The sequence below is a fragment of the Streptomyces hamibioticus genome (assembly GCF_047946815.1).
Taxonomy (GTDB): Bacteria; Actinomycetota; Actinomycetes; order Streptomycetales; family Streptomycetaceae; genus Streptomyces.
On record NZ_JBKKQY010000001.1, the window covers coordinates 917889 to 937224 of the forward strand.

Consider the following 19336-nt stretch of genomic DNA (forward strand, 5'->3'; position numbering starts at 1 on the left):
GGGCTCACAGCGCCCGGTGCATGATGTGCAGCCCCACCGGGCCGAGACGCGGGTGTTCGAAGGCGTCCGGCACCGTGCCCAGGATCGTGAAGCCGAGGGAGGTCCAGAGCTTCACCGCGGGGTTGGTCTCGACGACGGCGTTGAACACCATGCCCCGGTATCCGTCCACCTTGGCGGCGGCCAGCACGTGTTCCGCGAGGGCACGGCCGGCACCGCGGCCCGCGTGGTCGGGGTCGACCATGAAGCCCGCGTTGGCGATCCGGGCGGCGGGGCCCGCGTAGTTGGGGGTGACGTAGGCGGAGGCGACCACGGTGCCGGCGTCGTCCTCCACGACGAAGACCCGCTTGGCGGGGTTCATCCACAGCTCCCGGGCCTGCTCCTCGGGGGTCTGCGGGTCCCAGGCGTAGGTCTCACCGGCGGCGACGATGCGGTGCCAGAAGGGCCAGATGCGCGGCCAGTCGTCGGCCGTTGCGTCCCGGATCAGCATGGGCGTGAGTCTCCCACGCCCATGCCGCCGGCGACCGCTGGGGGCGGCGGCTGTCAGTCCACGCTGGGCAGGATGTGGGGCTCGGCGAGGTCGTCCTCGTAACCCGCCAGGCGGATGGGGGCGGACCGGGCCCACACGTCGAGGCTGCCGATCTCCCCGGGCCGGCGGCCCGCGCGTTCCGGGCGTTCCTTGGGGCGCTGATCGAGATTCGTCTTCTCCGGTGTCACCGCGCACTCCTTATGTGTCGGTCACCCTCGGGCTTCGCCGGCCAGTCTGCTGTCCGGCGTCTGACGCCCGCTCGGGTTTCGGTCAAGAGCAGTTCGGACGCGGTGGCGCCGGTAACTCGACTGGGAGCAGGCCGTTGTGCCCCGGCTCGTCCCATGACGGGCCGTGGGTGTGGGTAGGACCCGTACTGCTGCCCGTCCGCTCCAGATTAACCAAATGAGCGGGGGTCCGCTCTATGGGGCTGAAAACTCGGTGTAACCATTACACGTCCTACCGCGCACAGTTGGGCGCGTTCCGCCCTGGTTCGCTCCGGAATGCCCAGGATTCGACTCACCCGTTCGGCCCACACCGCCGCTCGCGTCTTCGAACGCCGCCGGGGCCTTGGCCGGGCCGTTCAAGTGCCGTTGGCCGCGCCGCAAGCTCGTCATGGTCTGCTGACGGACCGCAACGGCTGTCTCGCGGGAGGACCGACGCATGGAGCTGCGCAGCGTCGAGGAGCTGATGGACCTGCTGTACGCCTGCCGGGGCTCGCGCGGCCCGGCCGGGCACAGCGGCGGACCGGTCGATCTGCACGACCACGCGCTGCGGACCGCCGCGCTGCTGCGCCGCAGCCGCCCCGCCGACAAGGAGCTCCAGGTGGCGGGACTCGTCCACGCCGTGGGCAGGCTGCTGTGGCCCGGTGATCCGGCCGGCGGTGCGGACCGGGCGGCGGAGGCGGTACGCCCGCTGCTCGGCGAACGCGTCGCCGGTCTGCTGCGCCGTCACGCCCGCACCGACGCCCCGGCCGACGACGACCTGCTCCGGCTGCGCGAGGCGCGCGAGGAGGGTCGCGTCACCGTCTTCGACGCCGGGGTCCTGGAGGACTGGCGCACGGTACTGGAGCTGCTGGCGGCACGGCACTCACGGCTGGGCGCCGTCGACTGACCGGTCCGTCCCCCTACCCGCCCGAACGGGACGGGCCCCCGGCGCCGTTGGGGCGTGACCGCCCCTACCACTTCCCGGGCGCGTAGTCCTTGAGGAAGACGCCGTACAGGTCCTCGCCCGCCTCGCCGCGCACGATCGGGTCGTAGACCCGGGCCGCGCCGTCGACCAGGTCGAGCGGGGCGTGGAAGCCGGCCTCGGCGAGGCGGACCTTGTCGGGGTGCGGGCGCTCGTCGGTGATCCAGCCGGTGTCGACGGCCGTCATCAGGATGCGGTCCTTGTCGAACATCTCCTGGGCGCTGGTGCGCGTGAGCATGTTCAGGGCGGCCTTGGCCATGTTGGTGTGCGGGTGGCCGGCGCCCTTGTAGCCGCGGGCGAAGACACCCTCCATGGCGGAGACGTTCACGATGTAGGTCCGGCGGGCCGACGAGGCCGCCATCGCCGGGCGCAGCCGGCTGATCAGGATGAACGGCGCCGTGGAGTTGCAGAGTTGGACCTCCAGCAGCTCCACGGGGGTGACCTCGTCGACGGTCTGGATCCAGCTGTTGGTGTCGTGCAGGTCGGGGACGAGTCCGCCGGCGTCGATGGCCGTGCCGGCCGCGATGCGCTCCAGGGAGGCCGAGCCGGAGACCAGCGCCAGGTCGGTGACGTCCTGCGCGGTGAGCGCGCCGCCGCCCGCGACCGGCAGCTCGGTCACCGCGCCGGAGCCGAAGGTGCCGATCACCTCGGCGGCGGGCAGCTCACCGGCGGGCAGCGGCCCTGACTCGGCGGCGACCAGCTCGCTGTAGGCCTGCGGGGAGCGCCGTACGGTCTGGGCGGCGTTGTTGATCAGGATGTCCAGCGGGCCCTCCGCGGCGACCGAGTCGGCGAGGGCGACGACCTGGGCGGGGTCGCGCAGGTCGATGCCGACGATCTTCAGCCGGTGGATCCAGTCGGCGCTGTCCGGCTGGGCCTTGAAGCGGCGGATCGCGTCGTTCGGGAAGCGCGTGGTGATCGTGGTGTGGGCGCCGTCGCGCAGCAGCCGCAGGGCGATGTACATGCCGATCTTGGCCCGGCCGCCGGTGAGCAGCGCCCGCTTGCCGGTGAGGTCGGCGCGGGCGTCGCGCCGGGCCCGGTTCTCCGCGGCGCAGGCCTGGCAGAGCTGGTGGTAGAAGTAGTCGACCTCGACGTAGCGCTGCTTGCAGACGTAGCAGGAGCGGGGGCGCTGGAGTATCCCCGCGATGGTGCCTTCCTCGGTGCGGGAGGAGGGCAGGATGCCCTCGGTCTCGTCGTCGATGCGCTGGGCGGAGCCCGTGGCCGTGGCCTCGGTGACCGCCTTGTCGTGGGCGGTCTTGGCGGCCCGGCGCTCCTGACGGCGGCGCTGCTTGACCGTGCGGTAGATGTGCGAGGTGGCCCGGCGGACCCTGACCGCGTCGGGGTGGTCGACGTCCAGCTTGTCGAGTTCCTCGAGCACGCTGAGGCAGACGGCCAGCCGCTCCGGGTCGATGCCGGGTCCGTACGCGGACCCGGTCATCCCGTCCGTGGTCGCCGAACCGTCCTGTGTCACCGTCATCGCCGCTGCCGTTCCCTGGTCACCCGTCGCGGCGCTCCGGTTCGCGCCCGCTTTCGACCGGGCGATTTTACGCGAGCCCCGCGCCGGGCCGCCAAACCGCCCGGGATCAGGGATCGCAGACGGTGATCAGCGCCGCCACCTCCTCGGACAGGGCGCGGGCGAGGAGGTCCAGGTCCGGCACCGCCCGCGCGTCGGCGACCAGCCCGAAGTGGACCCGCCCTCGGTACGTGGAGACCGCCACCGCCAGGGAGTGCCCGCGGGCCAGCGGCGCGAACGGGTAGACCTCGGTGAGCGGGTTCCCGCCGAGCCGCAGCCCGAGGCTGGGCAGCGGCACGCTGGTGACCAGGATGTCGAACCAGAGCCGGGCGGCCCCGGAGACCAGCGGTCCGCCGAGGCGGTGCCCGAGCGCCGGGACGTGGTCGGCGAGCAGCGCGACGGCACCGGCGCCCCGGCCGGGCCCGGCGTCCTTGTTGCGGTCCATGGCGGAGCGGACCGCGCCGAGGCGGCCGAGCGGGTCCGGGTCGCCGACCGGGAGCCGTATCAGGTAGCCGGAGAGCCGGTTGCCCGGTGGCTGGGCGGTGCGCGGACGGCGGTTGGACACCGGGATCAGGGCGCGCGGCGCCACGCCCTCGCTGCCGTCGCCGCGCTCGTCGAGCCAGCGGCGCAGGGCGCCGGCGACGACCGCGATGAGGACGTCGTTGACGGTGCCGCCCTCGGCCTTGCGGACGCGGTGCACGTCGTCCAGGTCGACCACCACGCCCGCGGTGCGGCGGGTGCCGGAGGGCTCGGCGGTGAACGCGGGCGAGGAGCGCACGTCGAGGCCGGACAGGGCGGCACAGGCGCCGATGTCGAGGGCGCGGCCCGCCTCGGACAGCGCGCCGCGCAGCAGCTCCGGCATCTTGCGCACGTCGGGGAGCAGACCGCGGCGGGGTTCCTCCGGGCGGGGCCGGGGCGCGGGCATGTCGAGCGGGTCGAGGATGCCCGCGGCGAGGGTGAGCGCGCGCAGCCCGTCCGCCAGCGCGTGGTGGAACTTGAACAGCACGGCGAAGGACACGCCGTCCTCCCCCGGCAGCACGTGGGCCTCCCACGGCGGCCGGTGGCGGTGCAGCGGACGTTCCATGAGGCGGCCGGCGCCAGCCTGGAAGTCGGCCGTGGGGGCGTGCAGCCGGATGTGGTCGAGCGGGTCGAAGCCGGGGTCGGGCTCCCGGGCCGCGCCGCCGAAGGAGAACGGCCGGCGCAGGGCGAGCGGCGGCTGCCAGACGTCCCGGATCCGCATCCGCAGTCCGGGCACCCCGGCCGCACGCGCGGCGAGCAGGTCCGCGGCGTGGGCCCCGGCGGTGGGCGAGCGGGCCGAGAAGACGCCGAGCGCACCGAGGTGCATCGGGTGCTCGGGGGATTCGATGTTCCAGAACGCCAGGTCGAGGGGAGCGAGCAGGTCAGGGGTCACGGGCTTGCCTCGCGTCGACGAACGGGTGGACCAGCAGTCAATCGCCCTTCGCCGATTACGGTCAAGTACGATCAGGCTACGTACAGTTAACACCAGATTAAGTGCCGCCGCCGGTGAAGGCATGGGGCTCCTGGGGCGTACGCGGCCGGATTCCGGCAGGTGGCGTCGGCGGCGGCGCGGATTCCCCACCCGGACGGCCGTCCTCCGACCGTGCGTCCGGCGGGCGCGGACCCGCCGGACGCCGGGCGTGCTCAGCCGGTCGGGCACCCGGCCGGGGCCGGGCGGGAGGCGTCCCTGATCAGCGCCTCGTGCGCGGCCCGCATCCGCTGGACGTCGGGCTTGAGGATCTCCCGGTCGTAGGTCGTCAGCCCGTTCAGCTCTCCCCCGACGTCGGATATCTGGGTGCAGACGGCGCCGTTGCCGCCCCGGCACACCAGGGCCCGCACCTCGTCGAGCTCGGCCAGGTAGTCGTCGGTGTACGTGGCCGGGTCGACGTCCACGTACGACTGCTGCACCGGCCAGGCGTGCCCGGGCACGGCCAGGCCGAGGCCGCCGTACTCGCCGCTGACCAGGGCGCGCTCGCCGTCCGGCCGGGGCGGCAGGGCGGGGCTGGGGTAGCCGTGCTCGTCCATGATGTCGCCGGCGTGCCCGTCGGCGCCGAGGTTGAGGCCGGACTGGTTGTTGACCAGGCGGGTCGGGTCCCAGCTCTTGGCCTGCTCGGCGATCCGGCCGATGTCGTACTGGCCCCAGCCCTCGTTGAAGGTGACCCACATGATCACCGACGGGCTGCCGACGTGTTCGGCGATCATCTCCTTCATCTCGCGCTCGTACTGGGCGCGCGCCTCGGCGCCCGGGTTCACCCCGGCGGTCATGGACGGCATGTCCTGCCACACCAGCAGGCCCAGCCGGTCGGCCCAGCAGAACCAGCGGTCGGGTTCGACCTTGATGTGCTTGCGCACGGAGTTGAAGCCGAGCTTCTTGTGCAGCTTCAGGTCGTACGCGAGCGCCTCGTCGGTCGGCGCGGTACGCAGTGCCTTGGCCAGCTCCCGGCGCAGTTCGCCGCGGCCTTGGACATAGAGTGCCTGGTAGACGGTTTCGTGGGTCGCGTGCGTCTCCGGCCGGTCGGGGAAGCGTGTCCGCAGAGCCTGGCAGATCTGCTCGGGGCTCCACCGGCGTTCGAGGTGGTGCTGGACGAAGTCCCGCAGTTCCGTGTTCTGGCCGATCTTTCCCGGCTTCGGCCGAGGCCGGCGGGCATCGGCGCGGGACTGCGCGGCGTGCGGGCGGTAGGCCCAGCGGGAGGCGTCCCCGCGCAGTGGCGTACCGTTGGAGCGTATCTCCCGCTGATGGTGGAAGGGCTCCGGCCCAGCTCGGAGGCGATCTGCCGGATCGACGCCTTCTCCCTCAGGCGGTCGGCGATGTGGATGCGATCGGCCTCGCCCAGATACCGCGACGGGCCGGCAGAGCTGAGCGGTCGGCGGATCGGCGGCGCACCACGCGTGCTTCCCGTGGCCTGGCGTCCGTTACGCCACCGCTTCCCGGTACGCCGGTTGATGCCGACGATCCGGCAAGCCTCCATGCTGCTGACGCCCTGGTCCATGAGCCGGGAGTGTTCCTCCCGCTCACGGACCAGGGCCTTACGGCCTGGCGCCTGCCCCCGGTCCTCCCGGATCTTGAAGTCCATCGCATCCCCTGAACTGGGGTGTTGCGACGACCACTGGAACGGAAAGCGCACGCCCCGGGGCCGCCGCCCGGCACTACGGCACCCGCTGCCCCTTGCCCAGGGCGATCACCCCGCCCTTGGAGACCGTGTACAGCTCGGCGTCGCGCTCGGGGTTGACCCCGATCGTCGCGCCCGGCGGCACCTCGACGTTCTTGTCCAGCACCGCCCCGCGCACCACCGCGCCCCGCCCGATGTGCACGTTGTCGTGCAGCACCGAGCCCTGCACCACCGCGCCCGGGTCGACCAGGACGCCCGGCGACAGCACGGACCGCGTGACCTGCCCGCGGATCAGGCACCCCGCGCTGATGATCGACTCGCTCGCGATGCCCCCGGCGTTGAACCGGGCGGGCGAGAGCTGGCCGGAGTGGGTGTAGACGGGCCAGTCCCGGTTGTACAGGTTGAAGGCGGGACGCTCGGCGATCAGGTCCATGTGGGCGTCGTAGTACGCGTCGAGGGTGCCGACGTCCCGCCAGTAGCCCTGGTCGCGGCTGGTCTCGCCGGGGACGTGGTTGTCGCTGAAGTCGTAGAGCGCGGCCTCGCCCCGGTCGGTGAGCTGGGGCAGGATCGAACCGCCCATGTCGTGCACGGAGTTCTCGTCCTCGGCGTCCCGGTGCAGCGCCTCGATCAGGGCCTTGGTGGTGAAGAGGTAGTTGCCCATCGAGGCGAACACGCACTCGGGGTCGTCCGCCAGGCCGGGCGGATCGGCGGGCTTCTCCAGGAAGCGCTCGACGGTCCGGCCGTCGGAGCCCGGGGTGATCACGCCGAAGGACGACGACTCGGCGCGCGGCACCCGGATGCCGGCGACGGTCACGCCCGCGCCGGAGTCGATGTGCTGGGCGAGCATCTGGCGCGGGTCCATGCGGTAGACGTGGTCGGCGCCGAACACCGCGACGTACTCGGGCTGTTCGTCGTGGACCAGGTTGAGGGACTGCAGGATGGCGTCGGCGCTGCCCAGGTACCAGCGGGGCCCGAGGCGCTGCTGGGCCGGGACCGGGGTGACGTAGTTGCCGAGCAGGCTGGACATCCGCCAGGTGGTGGTGATGTGCCGGTCCAGCGAGTGCGACTTGTACTGCGTGAGCACGCAGATGCGCAGGATGTCGCCGTTGACCAGGTTGGACAGCACGAAGTCGACGAGCCGGTACGTCCCGCCGAAGGTGACCGCGGGTTTCGCGCGGTCCGCCGTCAGCGGCATCAGGCGTTTGCCCTCGCCGCCCGCCAGGACGATGCCGAGTACCGAAGGACCACCACGCCGCATGGCCGCTCCCCTCACCCTCGCTGTGGGCCCATGCCTGCCCCTGGGCCGGTCCGCCTAAGCCTGTCCTGCCTGCGCCAGGACGTCCTCATAGAGCCGGACCGTGCGACGGGCCACCGCGTCCCAGCCGAATTCGCCCACCGCACGCTCCCGGCCCGCCTCGCCCATCCGGCGGGCGGCCTCCGGATCGCCGACGACCGCGTCCAGGGCCCGGGCGAGCCCCGCCCCCAAGTCGTCGTCCGCGTCGACGAGTACCCCGGTTTCGCCGTCCGCCACGACCTCGGGGATGCCGCCCACCCGGGAGGCCACGACGGGCGTGCCGCAGGCCATCGCCTCCAGGTTGACGATGCCGAGCGGCTCGTAGACCGAGGGGCAGACGAAGACGGCGGCGTGGGTGAGCAGCTGGATCACCTCCGCGCGCGGCAGCATCTGCGGGATCCAGTGCACGCCCTGGCGGACCCGGCTCAGCTCCTGGTAGAGGTCGCGGAACTCGCGGTCGATCTCGGGGGTGTCGGGTGCGCCCGCGCACAGCACGACCTGCACACCGGGGTCGATGCCCCGCACGGCGCGCAGCAGGTGCGGCACCCCCTTCTGGCGGGTGATGCGGCCGACGAACAGCACGTACGGGCGGGAGCGGTCCAGGCCGATCCGGTCCAGGGCCTCGGTGCCGTGGTCGGGCCGGTAGAGGGTGGTGTCGATGCCGTTGTGCACCACGTGCACCCGGTCCTTCTCCAGCGCCGGGTAGCAGGCGAGGATGTCCTCGCGCATGGCGGCGGAGACGGCGATCACCGCGTCGGCGGCCTCGAACGCGGTGCGCTCGGCCCAGCCGGAGAGCGCGTAGCCGCCGCCGAGCTGCTCGGCCTTCCAGGGGCGCAGCGGCTCCAGGGAGTGGGCGGTCACCACGTGCGGGACGCCGTGCAGAAGGCCCGCCAGGTGGCCGCCGAGATTGGCGTACCAGGTGTGCGAGTGGACCAGGTCGCGGCCCTGGAGGGCGGCGGCCATCGCCAGGTCCACGGAGAAGGTGCGCAGGGCGTCGTTGGCGCCGTCGAGGGCGGACCAGGGGCGGTGCCGCAGCACACCGGTGCCCTTCTCCGCCGTGCTGGCCTCGCCCCAGCAGTGCACGTCCAGGTCGACGAGGGCGGCGAGTTCCCGGGCGAGGAACTCCACATGGACACCCGCGCCGCCGTACACGTCCGGCGGGTACTCCCGGGTCAGCAGTCCCACTCGCACCCGGAACCTCCCGTGTCGGCGGCTGGTCCTCTCATGGTCACCCAGGCGAGGCCTGTGCGGAAGAGTGCGACGGGGTGCACCTGTGGCCGGGGGCCACGGACGGCCGCGGGCCACGGACGGCCGGGAGGGGGCTCACGAACGGCCGGGGGGCCGGGAGGAGCGGCCCCCTAGGGGCCGCGGGGTGAGGCGGTCAGGGGCGTCCGCCCGGTCGCGCCCACCCTGGGGATGACCGGCCTCCCGTCGTACTCCATCGGCAGTAGGACCCAAAGAATGCTCTGGGACGACGACGGCAAGAGCGCGGCACGGCAGGGTGTTGTTCATGGAAGCCGACCGATCGCCGCGCCGTGCCGGGCAGGCCGCGCCCAGCCCTCGCCTCACGCAGAGGAGACGCCGATGAGCGCCCTCGCGTTGTCCGTGCTCCTGTCGCTGGTCTCCGCCGTCGCCTACGCGGGCGGGGCGATCGTGCAGGAGCGCGTCGCGGTCTCCGCCCCCGACCGGCAGTACGCGCCGCTGCGCCACCCGGGCTGGTGGGCGGCGGTGGCGCTGAACGGCCTCGGCGCACTGCTGCACGTGGTCGCGCTCGCCTACGGCCCGCTCAGCGTGGTGCAGCCGCTGGGTGCGCTGACCATCGTGGTCGCGCTGCCCATGGCGGCGCTGTTCGCCGGCCGCCGGGCCGGGGCGACCGCCTGGCGGGGCGCCATCATGGCGACGGTCGGTCTCGCCGGTCTGCTGGCCCTGGTCGGTGCCTCCGACGCGCAGTCGCTGACCACGGCGGAACGCACGGCGGTGGCCCTCGTCACCGTGGGTGTGGTCGTGGCGCTGATGCTCGCCGCCCGTGCCGTGCACCGGCACCCGGCAGTGCGCAGCATGCTGCTCGCGACCGCGTCCGGCATCGCCTTCGGCATGTCCTCGGTGTTCACCAAGACCGTCGCGGTCGACTGGACCGGCGGGGTGTCGGGGGCGGACGTGCCGTCCCTGGCCGTCATCGGCGTGCTGGCCACGGCGGGCATGCTGCTGTCCCAGGCGGCATACCGGGGCGCGGGCCTCGCGGCGCCCCTGGCCACGCTGACGGTCGTGAACCCGGTGGTGGCGGCGGCGATCGGGATCACGCTGTTCGGCGAGACATTCCGCTACGGCACGACCGGTACCGCGCTCGCCCTGAGCTGCGGTGTGGTGGCTGCGGGCGGGTTGATCCTGCTGACGACGGAGCGGATCGCCCGGACGGGGCGAGGGGCCGCGGCAGGGGCGGTTCCGGCGGCACCGGCCGAGGCCCTGTGGCCCGAGGCGGCCGCCTTGTCCGAGAGGGCCGTGCGGGCCGAGGCTGCCGTGCGGGCCGGGACGGACGTGCGGGCCGAGGCTGCGCTCGTCGCGGGCGTGCCCGGGCAGCGGGTCCCGGCGCTTGGCGAACAGCGGGTCCCCGCGCTGCCCGGGCAGCGGGCCGCGGCGCTGCCCGGGGAAGGCGCGGAGCCCGACGGGAACGTCCTGTTCGTGCCGGACGTGCTGCCGGCCTGGGCGCGGCCCGCGCCGGAGCCGGGGCCTCCGGTCTCGTACGGGCTCTTCTACGGCGGCCCGTACGTCCCGCTGCCGCTGCTCGACCCGCGCCGGGCGCGGGTCAGATCCTGACGCCGCCCGCCCGCAGGTAGGCCACCGGGTCGACGTCCGTGCCGAATCCGGGCCCCGTCCGCACCTCGAAGTGCAGATGCGGGCCCGTGCTGTTGCCGGTGGACCCGGAGCGCCCGATGCGCTGCCCGGCGGTCACCCTCTGCCCGTCCTTCACGGAGATGGCGGACAGGTGCGCGTACTGGCTGTAGCGGCCGTCGGTGTGCCGGATCACCACCTCGTACCCGTAGGACCCCGCCCAGCCGGCGCTGACCACGCTGCCCGGCGCCACCGACTTGACGGACGTCCCGGTGGGCACGGGGAAGTCGACACCGGTGTGGTAGCCCTTGGACCAGGCGGACCCCGCCTGGCGGTACGGCGTGCCGGTCGAGGCGTCGACGGGGGCGGCGAGAGAGCGGCCGGCGGTTTCCTGGCTCCCGGTCTTCCGGTCTGCTCTGCTGCCCTTGCTGCTCCGGCCGTCGTCCTCGCCGGTCCTGGCCTGGCTCTTCTCGCTCTTCTTACCGGGCTTGGCCTGCGAGGCCGCCTTACCGGGCTTGGCTTGCGGAGACGCCTTGCCGGGCGCCGCACCGCCGCCGTCCAGCTTCAGACGCTGGCCCGGCAGGATCAGGTCGGGATCGGCCCCGATGGCGGCGCGGTTGGCGGAGTAGAGCCGCTCCCAGCCGCCCCGGACCCGCTGGGCGTCCGCGATGCCGGACAGCGTGTCACCGGTGACCACCGTGTACATGCGGGCCTTGCCGGCGCGTGACTGGGGTGTGGTCTGGGGCCGGACGTCGGCGGCGGCGCGCTGCTGCTCCTTCTTCTTCGCCCGCTCCTTCGCCTTGTCGGCCGCGGACGCGCCGGTCGGCCGGATGTCGGGGTCGCTGCCGTCCCGGGTCAGTCCGGCCCGCACCGAGCACGTCGGCCAGGCGCCGGGCCCCTGCCCGTCGAGCACCTTCTCCGCGACGGCGATCTGCTGGTCCTTGGTGGCGAGGTCCGCGCGCGGCGCGTACCGGGTGCCGCCGAAGGCCTCCCAGGTGGACTGGCTGAACTGCAGGCCACCGTAGTAGCCGTTGCCGGTGTTGATGTCCCAGTCGTTGGTGGACTCGCACTCGGCGACCCGGTCCCAGGTGTCGGCGTCGGCCGCCTGGGCGCTGCCGGTGCCGATGAGCGGGAGCGCCATCCCGGCACCGCCTGCGGTGACGGTGAGTGAGGCGCGGTTGATCCTGTTCGGCTGGTACCGGCGGTGCCGGCCGCGTGCGGCCATGAACGTCCCCCTCGACAACGCGTCAGGAGGGGCAAAAGTAAGCGCTGCGAACGAGCCATGACAAGACGGCAACCGGCCGCTTGACCGCGCCAAGTGGCCGGGAGCGGACGTTGGTTGGCCGGACGCGCGGGTGCTCCTGCGGTGACGGCTGAGGCGGCCGGCCCCTTCCCTGCGTACGGGAGTACGTCGCGTCCAGAGGTGCGGTCGGGGTACCGGCACGTCAGGATGGCCGAATGGCGGTGCCGGGTCGGAGGGCGATGCCGCAGGGCGATACTGGCGGGCACGACCGGCACCGCAGCCATCCAGGTCACTAGGGAGCCAACCCAATGAGCAATACGGCGCAGATCGGCGTCACGGGTCTCGCGGTCATGGGCCGCAACCTCGCCCGGAACTTCGCCCGCAACGGCTACACGGTCGCGGTGCACAACCGGACGGCGTCGCGTACCCACGCGCTGGTGGAGGAGTTCGGCGGCGAGGGCGAGTTCGTCGCGGCCGAGACCGCGAAGGAGTTCGTGGCGGCGCTGGAGCGGCCCCGGCGCCTGGTGGTCATGGTGAAGGCCGGTGAGCCGACGGATGCGGTGATCGAGGAGTTCGCGCCGCTGCTGGAGCCCGGCGACATGATCATCGACGGCGGCAACGCGCACTTCGCGGACACCCGGCGCCGGGAGCGCGAACTGCGCGAGCGCGGCATCCACTTCGTCGGCACCGGCATCTCGGGCGGCGAGGAGGGCGCGCTGAACGGTCCCAGCATCATGCCCGGCGGGTCGCCGGAATCGTACGGCTCCCTGGGACCGATGCTGGAGAAGATCTCCGCGAAGGCGTCGGACGGCGCGCCCTGCGTGACCCATGTCGGTCCCGACGGCGCCGGGCACTTCGTGAAGATGGTGCACAACGGCATCGAGTACGCCGACATGCAGCTGATCGGCGAGGCGTACCAGCTGCTGCGGGACGTCGCGGGCTACTCCCCCGCGCGGATCGCCGAGATCTTCCGCACCTGGAACACCGGCCGGCTGGACTCCTACCTGATCGAGATCACGGCGGAGGTGCTATCGCACGTGGACGCGGCGACGGGGCGGCCGTTCGTGGACGTGGTGCAGGACCGGGCGGAGCAGAAGGGCACGGGCCGCTGGACGGTGCAGATCGCCCTGGACCTCGGGGTGCCGGTGTCCGGCATCGCAGAGGCGGTCTTCGCCCGTTCCCTGTCGGGGCACACGGCGCTGCGGGAGGCCTCGCGCGGGCTGGCGGGGCCGAAGGCGGCGCCGCTGCGCGAGGCGGAGGCCGGGGCGTTCGCCGACCGGGTGGAGCAGGCGCTGTACGCCTCCAAGATCGTCTCGTACACGCAGGGCTTCCACGAGATCGCGGCGGGCAGCGAGGAGTACGGCTGGGACATCGACCTGGGCGCGGTGTCGGCGATCTGGCGCGGCGGCTGCATCATCCGGGCCGCCTTCCTGGACCGCATCCGTGCCGCGTACGACGCCCGGCCGGACCTGCCGAGCCTGCTGGCCGACGAGACGTTCGCGCAGGAGATCGCCGCCGCGCAGGACGACTGGCGCGAGGTGCTGGTCGCGGCGACCCGCCAGGGGGTGCCGACGCCGGGCTTCGCCGCGGCCCTCGCCTACTACGACGCGCTGCGCGCCGAGCGGCTGCCGGCCGCGCTGACGCAGGGCCAGCGGGACTACTTCGGTGCGCACACGTATCGGCGGACGGACCGGGAGGGGTCCTTCCACACGCTGTGGGGCGGGGACCGGTCGGAGGTGACTGCGTAGGGCGGGGACCGGCCGGAGGCGACCGCACAGGGCGGGGACCGGCCCGAGGCGACCGCACAGGGCGAGGACCGGCCCGAGGCGACCGCACAGGGCGAGGACCGGCCCGAGGCGACCGCACAGGGCGAGGACCGGCCCGAGGCGACCGCACAGGGCGGCAGCCGGCCGGTCCGTGCGGCGGCGCTCCCGTGCTGGGTACCGCCCCCACTGGTCGCTGCCGCCCGCGCCCGACCGGCCCCGGAGGACGCCTGGCCACGCCCGACGCCCTGTACGGCGTCGGGCGTGACGCGTCAGGTGAGCGGTGGTCCCGGTTCCGGGTTCGGCACCGGCTCCGGGCCCGGCGGGATCGGTGACGGAGGCGGGCCCGGCGGCCCCGGGTGCGGAGGCGCCGGAGGTGGTTCCGGGCCGGGGCCCGGAGGCTGGGGCGTCGGCTCCGGTCCCGGGCCGGGAGGCGGTGGCGTCGGCTGCGGCCCCGGGCCCGGTGGCGGCGGAGGCGGAGGCGGCTGCGGGGCAGGGGGCGGCTCCGGGGTCGGGACCGGATGCGGCTCGGGGTGCTGGGGCTCCGGGCCCGGCGTGGGTCCCGGTGAGACGGGATCCGGGTACGGGTTGGTCATGGCGCGTGTCCTCCGGCCAGTCGGTCGACGTCGGCTCTGGACTACTCCCCCGCCTACCCGACGGCCCCGCCGCCACTCACCCGCCCGCATGAACGGCGCGGGCCCAGGTGGACCAGGTGCGCCACGGCCGGGACGCCCCCGGCCGCCGAGCCGGCGAAGTGCCGCAGCGCCAGGCCGGGTGGTGGCCGTCGCGCAGGGCGTCGAGGACCGGGACCTGAACGGGCGAGGTGTGCGCCAGGGCGGGCACCCGCGCGGCAACCCTGGTCACGACCGCCAGAGCCGTGAGACCCCTGAGGACCGTCAGAACCGCCCGGGGTGCGCCGCGAGCCACTCCCCGGCCGCGCGCCGCAGCGCCGGGTCGGCCGCCGGGGCCTCGTCGGGGTGGCGTTCTGCCCACCGGACGACGTACGGACACAGCGGGGCGACGGGGACGCCCTCGCGGCGCGCGGCGGCGTACAGTTCGCGGACCAGCGAACCGGCGACGCCCTTGCCCTCGTGGGCCGGCTCCACGACGGTGTGCACGGGGACGAGGGCCCGCTCGGGGGACTCCAGGACGAAGTACTCGATACGGCCGACGGTCTCGTCCCCGGCCGTCGCGGTCAGCAGGCCGGCCGCCCGGTCGTCGCGGATCTCGATGTCGCTCACGGGCACGCTCCTTGTCCGGAAACGGGGCTGTGGTCAGCCTGCCACGGCCTGCGGGCTGCGCTCCTGGTCCGAGCCCGGCACCGGCTCGGAGGGGTCGGCGCCCAGGGCGACGATGCGGTTGTCGCCGTCCACGTGCACCACCCGCGGCTCGAGTGCCCGCGCCTCGGCGTCGGTGACCTGGGCGTAGCTGATGATGATCACCAGGTCGCCGGGGTGGACGAGATGGGCGGCGGCCCCGTTGATCCCGATCACACCGGAGCCCCGCTCGCCCTCGATGACGTACGTCTCCAGCCGGGCGCCGTTGGTGATGTCGACGATGTGCACCAGCTCACCGGGCAGCAGATCGGCGGCGTCCAGCAGGTCGGCGTCGATGGTCACCGATCCCACGTAGTGCAGGTCGGCCTGGGTGACGGTGGCGCGGTGGATCTTGGACTTGAACAAAGTACGCAGCACTTTGGACTCCTGGATGACGGCTCCCTGCCTGCTTTCTGCAGGTCAACGGCGTCTTCACTCTACAACTGGCACGCGCCTGACTCGAAGATTGTGAGGAACATCGCTTCACTCCGGTAAGCAGGCTCCTGCCTGGGCTTAAGCGCGAACACGGCTGTTGTGGCTCGTCGAAGGTGCACCTACTCGAACGCTCTTCGCGGAACTTGCCAGGATCGATGCTGACGAAACGCTGACTTACCTGACGGCATATCAGGAGATTTAGGGGTGCCATCGGGTCACTGCTCAAGGGGCCGCGCCCTTCGTTCCTCGACGAGCCGCGTCGCCCGGACGAGACGGACTTCTGCACCGCCGGTACAGAGGACCGCTACCCGGATGCGTTCGGGCTGCTACCCATGACCGGCGGCTCCGCCCGCCTCACGGAGCGGCTCGCCGCCCTCCCGTACCAGACCCTCGCCCTCGGCCACGATACGAACACCAACGCCCTCCTGGAGAAGACTGCCTTCAACCTCCTCACCTGAGACGGGTCGTGGCACCGAACCGCGCGACGTCGTGCCCGCCTGCACTGTCGGTGGCGCGTCCTATGATGCGGAGATGGTGGGGCGCGACGCAGCAGAGCAGGTGGCCAGCCCGTACGCGACCGGCGGCGGTGGCACGGTCTTGGAGCACGACTTCGGTGCCGTCCTGCTGGCGCACCTCCTCCTCGGCGATCCCGTACCGGCACTGGGTGATGACGTGACGCCGGTGTCCGTACGCTTCCAGGACAGCAGTTTCAGCCCCGTGGACGACCTGATCGTCGTTGGGGACACGGCCGACGGAGCACAGCGGCGGTTGTCGATCGGTGTGCGCCGGGCCCCGGCATTCACGACCAGCGACGACTCCACGGCGGACCTGCTCGTGTCCTACCTGCGGATCGTCACGGATCACTGGGCCGAGGCCGGCGCGGGGCATTGGCGGCTGGCGCTCGCTGTGGCCAGCACCAGTCCTGCCGTACGGCAGGTGCATGAGCTGGCCGTGATCGCACGGGGGCAGCCCGACGAGGAGTCGTTCCGCGCGGTAGTGAAGCAGCCGGGACGCACGACTGAAGCGATTCGCAGGCGGCTGAGCCATCTGGACGCGTTGATCGCTCAGGCAGCCAGCAGTCCGAAGGTGAGTACTGAAAGGCCTGCCGCCGAGCTGACCTGGCGATTCCTGCACGTGCTCTGGTTGTGGCAGCTGAGGCTGGAGGGGGCCGACGAGTCCGACCGTACGGCGGCTGTGGCCCGCCTGCGGAGTGTCGTCCCCGATGCCTCTGTGGAGGGTTCCGCCACCCTGTTCGAAGCTCTGGGGAGACTGTCCCGGAGTCACGCCCCGACAGCGGCCACCGTCACCGAGAGCATGCTCCGGAGGCAGCTCTCTGGGGCTGCGGTCGTTGACCGCTCCCCGTCCTACGCCCCGGCGTGGCGGGCCCTCGACGCCCTGTCGGAGACGGCCGAGAACCTCGTCCGGTTCCGGTTGACCGGTGCCGGCGAGAACCTCGAGTTGGAGCGCGCCGAAGCCGGAAATGCTCTGGCCGCCGAAGCGAGGGCGGTCGCCTCGCGGGCGACCGCGCTGGTCGTCCACGGGGAGCCCGACGCCGGCAAGTCGGCTTTGGCCCTGCGTACCGCTGGGCGGCTGCGAGCCGACGGAGTCGCGGTCACCGTGCTGAACCTGCGGGAGATCCCCGCAACGCTTGCGGAATTCGAGGCGCTGCTCGGCGCCCGCCTCGCCGCGGTGCTGGGTGCCTCTGCGGTGGGTAAGGGGCGTCTGCTGGTCGTCGACGGCGCGGAGTCGGTGCTGGAAGGACGTGCCCAGCTGCTCTCGGACCTCGCGCGGGCGGCCATGGCCGCCGGACTCGGCGTGGTGGCGGTCACCCGTGCCGACGGTTCGGGAGCCGCACGTGACGTGCTCGTTCAGGCTGCGGAGAGCGTGGCGCAGGACGGCGGAATCGTCGAGGATCTCGTCCGCGAGCACGAGGCCCCCCGGCTGACTCCAGCCGAGACCACGCGGCTCGTCGAGGTCTTTCCGCAGCTGCGGCAGTGGGCCGGTGACGAGCGGACGCGGTGGTTGCTGGGCAGACCTGGTCTGGTGGACATGCTGTTGCGCGCGGGCCCGGGCGTGGCGGCCCCTCAGGGAGCGGCGTCGGAGGCCGACCTGTTCGCCGCCGTCTGGCGCAACCTTGTACGCCGCGGAGAGATGATGACGGCGGGAGGCCCCTCCCCCGACGCTCGCGACCAGTCTCTCCAGGCACTGGCCAGACGCCAACTACTTCCCCGCGAAACCGCCGTGCCACCGGACCCGGCCGCCTTGCCCTCCCTGCGCTCCGACGGTCTGCTGGCGCCGCTCGGCGCGACCAGCGCCTGGAGCCCGTCTGATCGGTTCGCCAGCGATCTCGTGCGAGACATGGCGGTGGTGCGGCTGCTCGTCACGGACGGCTTCGCTCTCCTCTCAACCGCCGACGCGCCGCGCTGGGCGCTGCGTGCCGCACGCATCGCGTGCCAGGCGCATCTACTCGGCGCCGATGACGTCGAACGGTCGCTCGCCCACCTGCGCACCGTCTTCGACGGGATCGCGTCCGACCACGGCGAGCGGTGGTCGGACGTGCCGTGGGAGGCAGTGCTCACCCTCGGTGCCGCCGGAAAGGTACTCGGCCGTGCATGGCCCGCGCTGCAGATGGACCAGCAAGCCGGCTTGCGCACGGTAATCCGGCTGGCCATGCAGCGTTACGCGCCCCATGGCGTCGGCGACCCGCTGATACTCGCGCCCCTGGTCGAGCTGGCCTTCTGCCACCCACACGACACCGGCTCCGACAGCGACTCACGGACCGCCCACGACGTGGGCCGCAGAGTCCGCGAACTGGTGCTGGCGTGGCTGTGTGGACTAGTGCAGGCCGAGACAAGCGAGCCAGTCCCGATCCGGCAGGCGCTGCGGGACCGCGTGCTCGCATCCGATCCGGAGCACTCGGACGAATTCGCAGTGGAAGCCCTGGCGATGCTCGGCACCGACCTCGACAGGCGCGCCGAGGCGTTCCTCAGGGGAATCGCCGACGACGGTGCGCGTCTCGAGCCCGCCGTGGAGAGCTTCTGGGCCGCGACGGAGATGGCCAGGCATCAGCCGGATCTGCTGCTGGCCCTGGCCGAGTCCTACTACATCGAACAGCACGACCCTGAGGAGGACAGATACGGCTGGTCCCACTCGTACCCGTTCGACGACGGCATCCGACATCACCGCGCCCGCGGAAGCATCACCGAACAGATGGCGGGGTGGTATCGGGGGCCCTTCTGGCCGCTCCTGAAGGCGCACACCCTCCCTGCACTGGCCCTGATCAACCGGATGCTCGACCACGCTGCGGCCGTCCGGGTCGGGGTGCACGGCGACGATGTCCGAGCACCCGCTGACGAGCCGACCGGAGCAGGACTGGATCTGCCGGGTGTGGGAGTTCGGCACTGCGTCGGGGATGAACACGTCTGGGCCTGGTACCGGGGAGGGTCGATCGGCCCGTACCCGTGCGTGAGTGCGCTGCTCGCGGTCGAGCGCCTCGCGGACCAACTCGTGGCCGTCGTCGGCATCTCTCCCGCCCAGGTCGTGGAGCTTTTGTTGCGCGACTGCAACAACTTGGCCATGCCCGGTCTGGCCGTCGGGTTCCTGGTGCGCCATCTGGAGCAGGCCGGCGATCTGCTGATCCCCTGGATGCGGGATCCGAACGTGTGGCAGCTGGAGTTCGTCGAGTCGCCGGTGAAGGAGTACTGCACGTACAAGGCCCGGACGAGACCGATCTCGTGGGGCGGTCCCGTCGCCGAAGCAGCCCGCGCGATGTCGCCGCCGAACTCACTATGCGCGCGGTCCTCTCGGGGGACCAGGGCCGGGTGGACGAGCTCGCGGCCACCGGAGAGGAACTCGTCCGCCGCGCGGAGGAAATGGTCGCCGACTCCCAGGATGACTCGGAGGCCGACCACTTCCTCGCCTCGGTGCAAGTGTGGGCAGCGACGTTCAGGCCGGAGAACTTCCGCCTGGAAACCGCCGGATCCGGCAACTTGACCGTGCAGTACCAGCATCCCGAGCCGCTGGCGACTCGCATGCGGCCCGACACCGAGATGCTCGACCGGGCCGGCCGGGCCCTGCGCCTGCAGAACACCTACGCCGGATCCGACG

General features: G+C 72.7%; 14 protein-coding genes and 3 pseudogenes. 5 read left to right on the forward strand and 12 right to left on the reverse strand.

Translation table 11 applies throughout. The annotated features are described in order from the left end of the window. Positions 1–4 precede the first annotated feature (4 nt). Together ACLGIH_RS04205 and ACLGIH_RS04210 are read right to left on the reverse strand one after the other, a co-directional pair. On the reverse strand, positions 5–487 hold the full coding sequence (locus tag ACLGIH_RS04205) for a GNAT family N-acetyltransferase (protein WP_416523855.1): 483 nt from the start codon (positions 485–487) through the stop codon (positions 5–7). Positions 488–540: 53 nt separating this feature from the next. Next, positions 541–714 (reverse strand): hypothetical protein, encoded by a 174-nt coding sequence (locus ACLGIH_RS04210; RefSeq protein ID WP_416523856.1) that lies wholly within the window; start codon positions 712–714, stop codon positions 541–543. Positions 715–1186: 472 nt separating this feature from the next. Here ACLGIH_RS04210 and ACLGIH_RS04215 point away from each other — a divergent pair, with 472 nt between their 5' ends. Next, complete coding sequence (locus tag ACLGIH_RS04215) at positions 1187–1636, forward strand: hypothetical protein (RefSeq protein ID WP_416523857.1); 450 nt, start codon at positions 1187–1189, stop codon at positions 1634–1636. 64 nt (positions 1637–1700) lie between these two features. Here the strand turns inward: ACLGIH_RS04215 and ACLGIH_RS04220 are convergent, their stop codons facing one another. From ACLGIH_RS04220 to glgA, 6 genes and pseudogenes are all read right to left on the reverse strand, one after another. Further along, positions 1701–3185, reverse strand: coding sequence for an SDR family NAD(P)-dependent oxidoreductase (locus ACLGIH_RS04220; protein ID WP_416523858.1), 1485 nt, complete (start codon positions 3183–3185; stop codon positions 1701–1703). A gap of 106 nt (positions 3186–3291) precedes the next feature. Then, positions 3292–4632: a wax ester/triacylglycerol synthase family O-acyltransferase gene (locus ACLGIH_RS04225; protein ID WP_416523859.1), complete on the reverse strand. Its 1341-nt coding sequence runs from the start codon at positions 4630–4632 to the stop codon at positions 3292–3294. Positions 4633–4883: 251 nt separating this feature from the next. Next, positions 4884–5663 (reverse strand): annotated as a pseudogene (locus ACLGIH_RS04230) (glycoside hydrolase family 2 TIM barrel-domain containing protein); the annotation flags it as partial. Next, positions 5655–6313 (reverse strand): annotated as a pseudogene (locus ACLGIH_RS04235) (transposase); the annotation flags it as partial. The pseudogenes ACLGIH_RS04235 and ACLGIH_RS04230, both read right to left, overlap by 9 nt. A gap of 73 nt (positions 6314–6386) precedes the next feature. Beyond that, complete coding sequence (glgC, locus tag ACLGIH_RS04240) at positions 6387–7607, reverse strand: glucose-1-phosphate adenylyltransferase (RefSeq protein WP_416523860.1); 1221 nt, start codon at positions 7605–7607, stop codon at positions 6387–6389. A 54-nt stretch (positions 7608–7661) separates the two neighbouring features. Then, entirely contained in the window at positions 7662–8834 is a 1173-nt protein-coding gene (gene glgA / locus ACLGIH_RS04245; RefSeq protein ID WP_416523861.1) for a glycogen synthase, read from the reverse strand. 393 nt (positions 8835–9227) lie between these two features. On the opposite strand from glgA, the gene ACLGIH_RS04250 reads away from it, so the two are divergent. Next, entirely contained in the window at positions 9228–10457 is a 1230-nt protein-coding gene (locus ACLGIH_RS04250) for a DMT family transporter (protein WP_416523862.1), read from the forward strand. Here the strand turns inward: ACLGIH_RS04250 and ACLGIH_RS04255 are convergent. After that, a pseudogene (locus ACLGIH_RS04255) lies at positions 10447–11586 on the reverse strand (transglycosylase family protein); the annotation flags it as partial. The gene ACLGIH_RS04250 and the pseudogene ACLGIH_RS04255 overlap by 11 nt on opposite strands. A 437-nt stretch (positions 11587–12023) precedes the next feature. Between ACLGIH_RS04255 and gndA the strand changes: the two are divergent. After that, positions 12024–13463 carry an NADP-dependent phosphogluconate dehydrogenase gene (gene gndA / locus ACLGIH_RS04265; protein ID WP_416523863.1) on the forward strand — a complete coding sequence of 480 codons (1440 nt, stop codon included), beginning with the start codon at positions 12024–12026 and terminating at the stop codon, positions 13461–13463. Positions 13464–14150: 687 nt separating this feature from the next. Here the strand turns inward: gndA and ACLGIH_RS04270 are convergent. The 3 genes from ACLGIH_RS04270 to panD are packed head-to-tail and all read right to left on the reverse strand — an operon-like array spanning position 14151 to position 15172. Beyond that, positions 14151–14342, reverse strand: coding sequence for a hypothetical protein (locus ACLGIH_RS04270; RefSeq protein WP_416523864.1), 192 nt, complete (start codon positions 14340–14342; stop codon positions 14151–14153). A 32-nt stretch (positions 14343–14374) separates the two neighbouring features. Beyond that, positions 14375–14719: a GNAT family N-acetyltransferase gene (locus tag ACLGIH_RS04275; RefSeq protein ID WP_416523865.1), complete on the reverse strand. Its 345-nt coding sequence runs from the start codon at positions 14717–14719 to the stop codon at positions 14375–14377. A gap of 33 nt (positions 14720–14752) precedes the next feature. Continuing rightward, complete coding sequence (panD, locus tag ACLGIH_RS04280) at positions 14753–15172, reverse strand: aspartate 1-decarboxylase (RefSeq protein ID WP_416523866.1); 420 nt, start codon at positions 15170–15172, stop codon at positions 14753–14755. A gap of 389 nt (positions 15173–15561) precedes the next feature. Between panD and ACLGIH_RS04285 the strand changes: the two genes are divergently transcribed. Together ACLGIH_RS04285 and ACLGIH_RS04290 are read left to right on the forward strand one after the other, a co-directional pair. Beyond that, on the forward strand, positions 15562–15687 hold the full coding sequence (locus ACLGIH_RS04285; RefSeq protein ID WP_416523867.1) for a hypothetical protein: 126 nt from the start codon (positions 15562–15564) through the stop codon (positions 15685–15687). 73 nt (positions 15688–15760) lie between these two features. Then, a complete protein-coding gene (locus ACLGIH_RS04290) occupies positions 15761–19222 on the forward strand; it encodes a hypothetical protein (RefSeq protein ID WP_416523868.1) in 3462 nt (1153 codons plus the stop codon). Positions 19223–19336 lie beyond the last annotated feature (114 nt).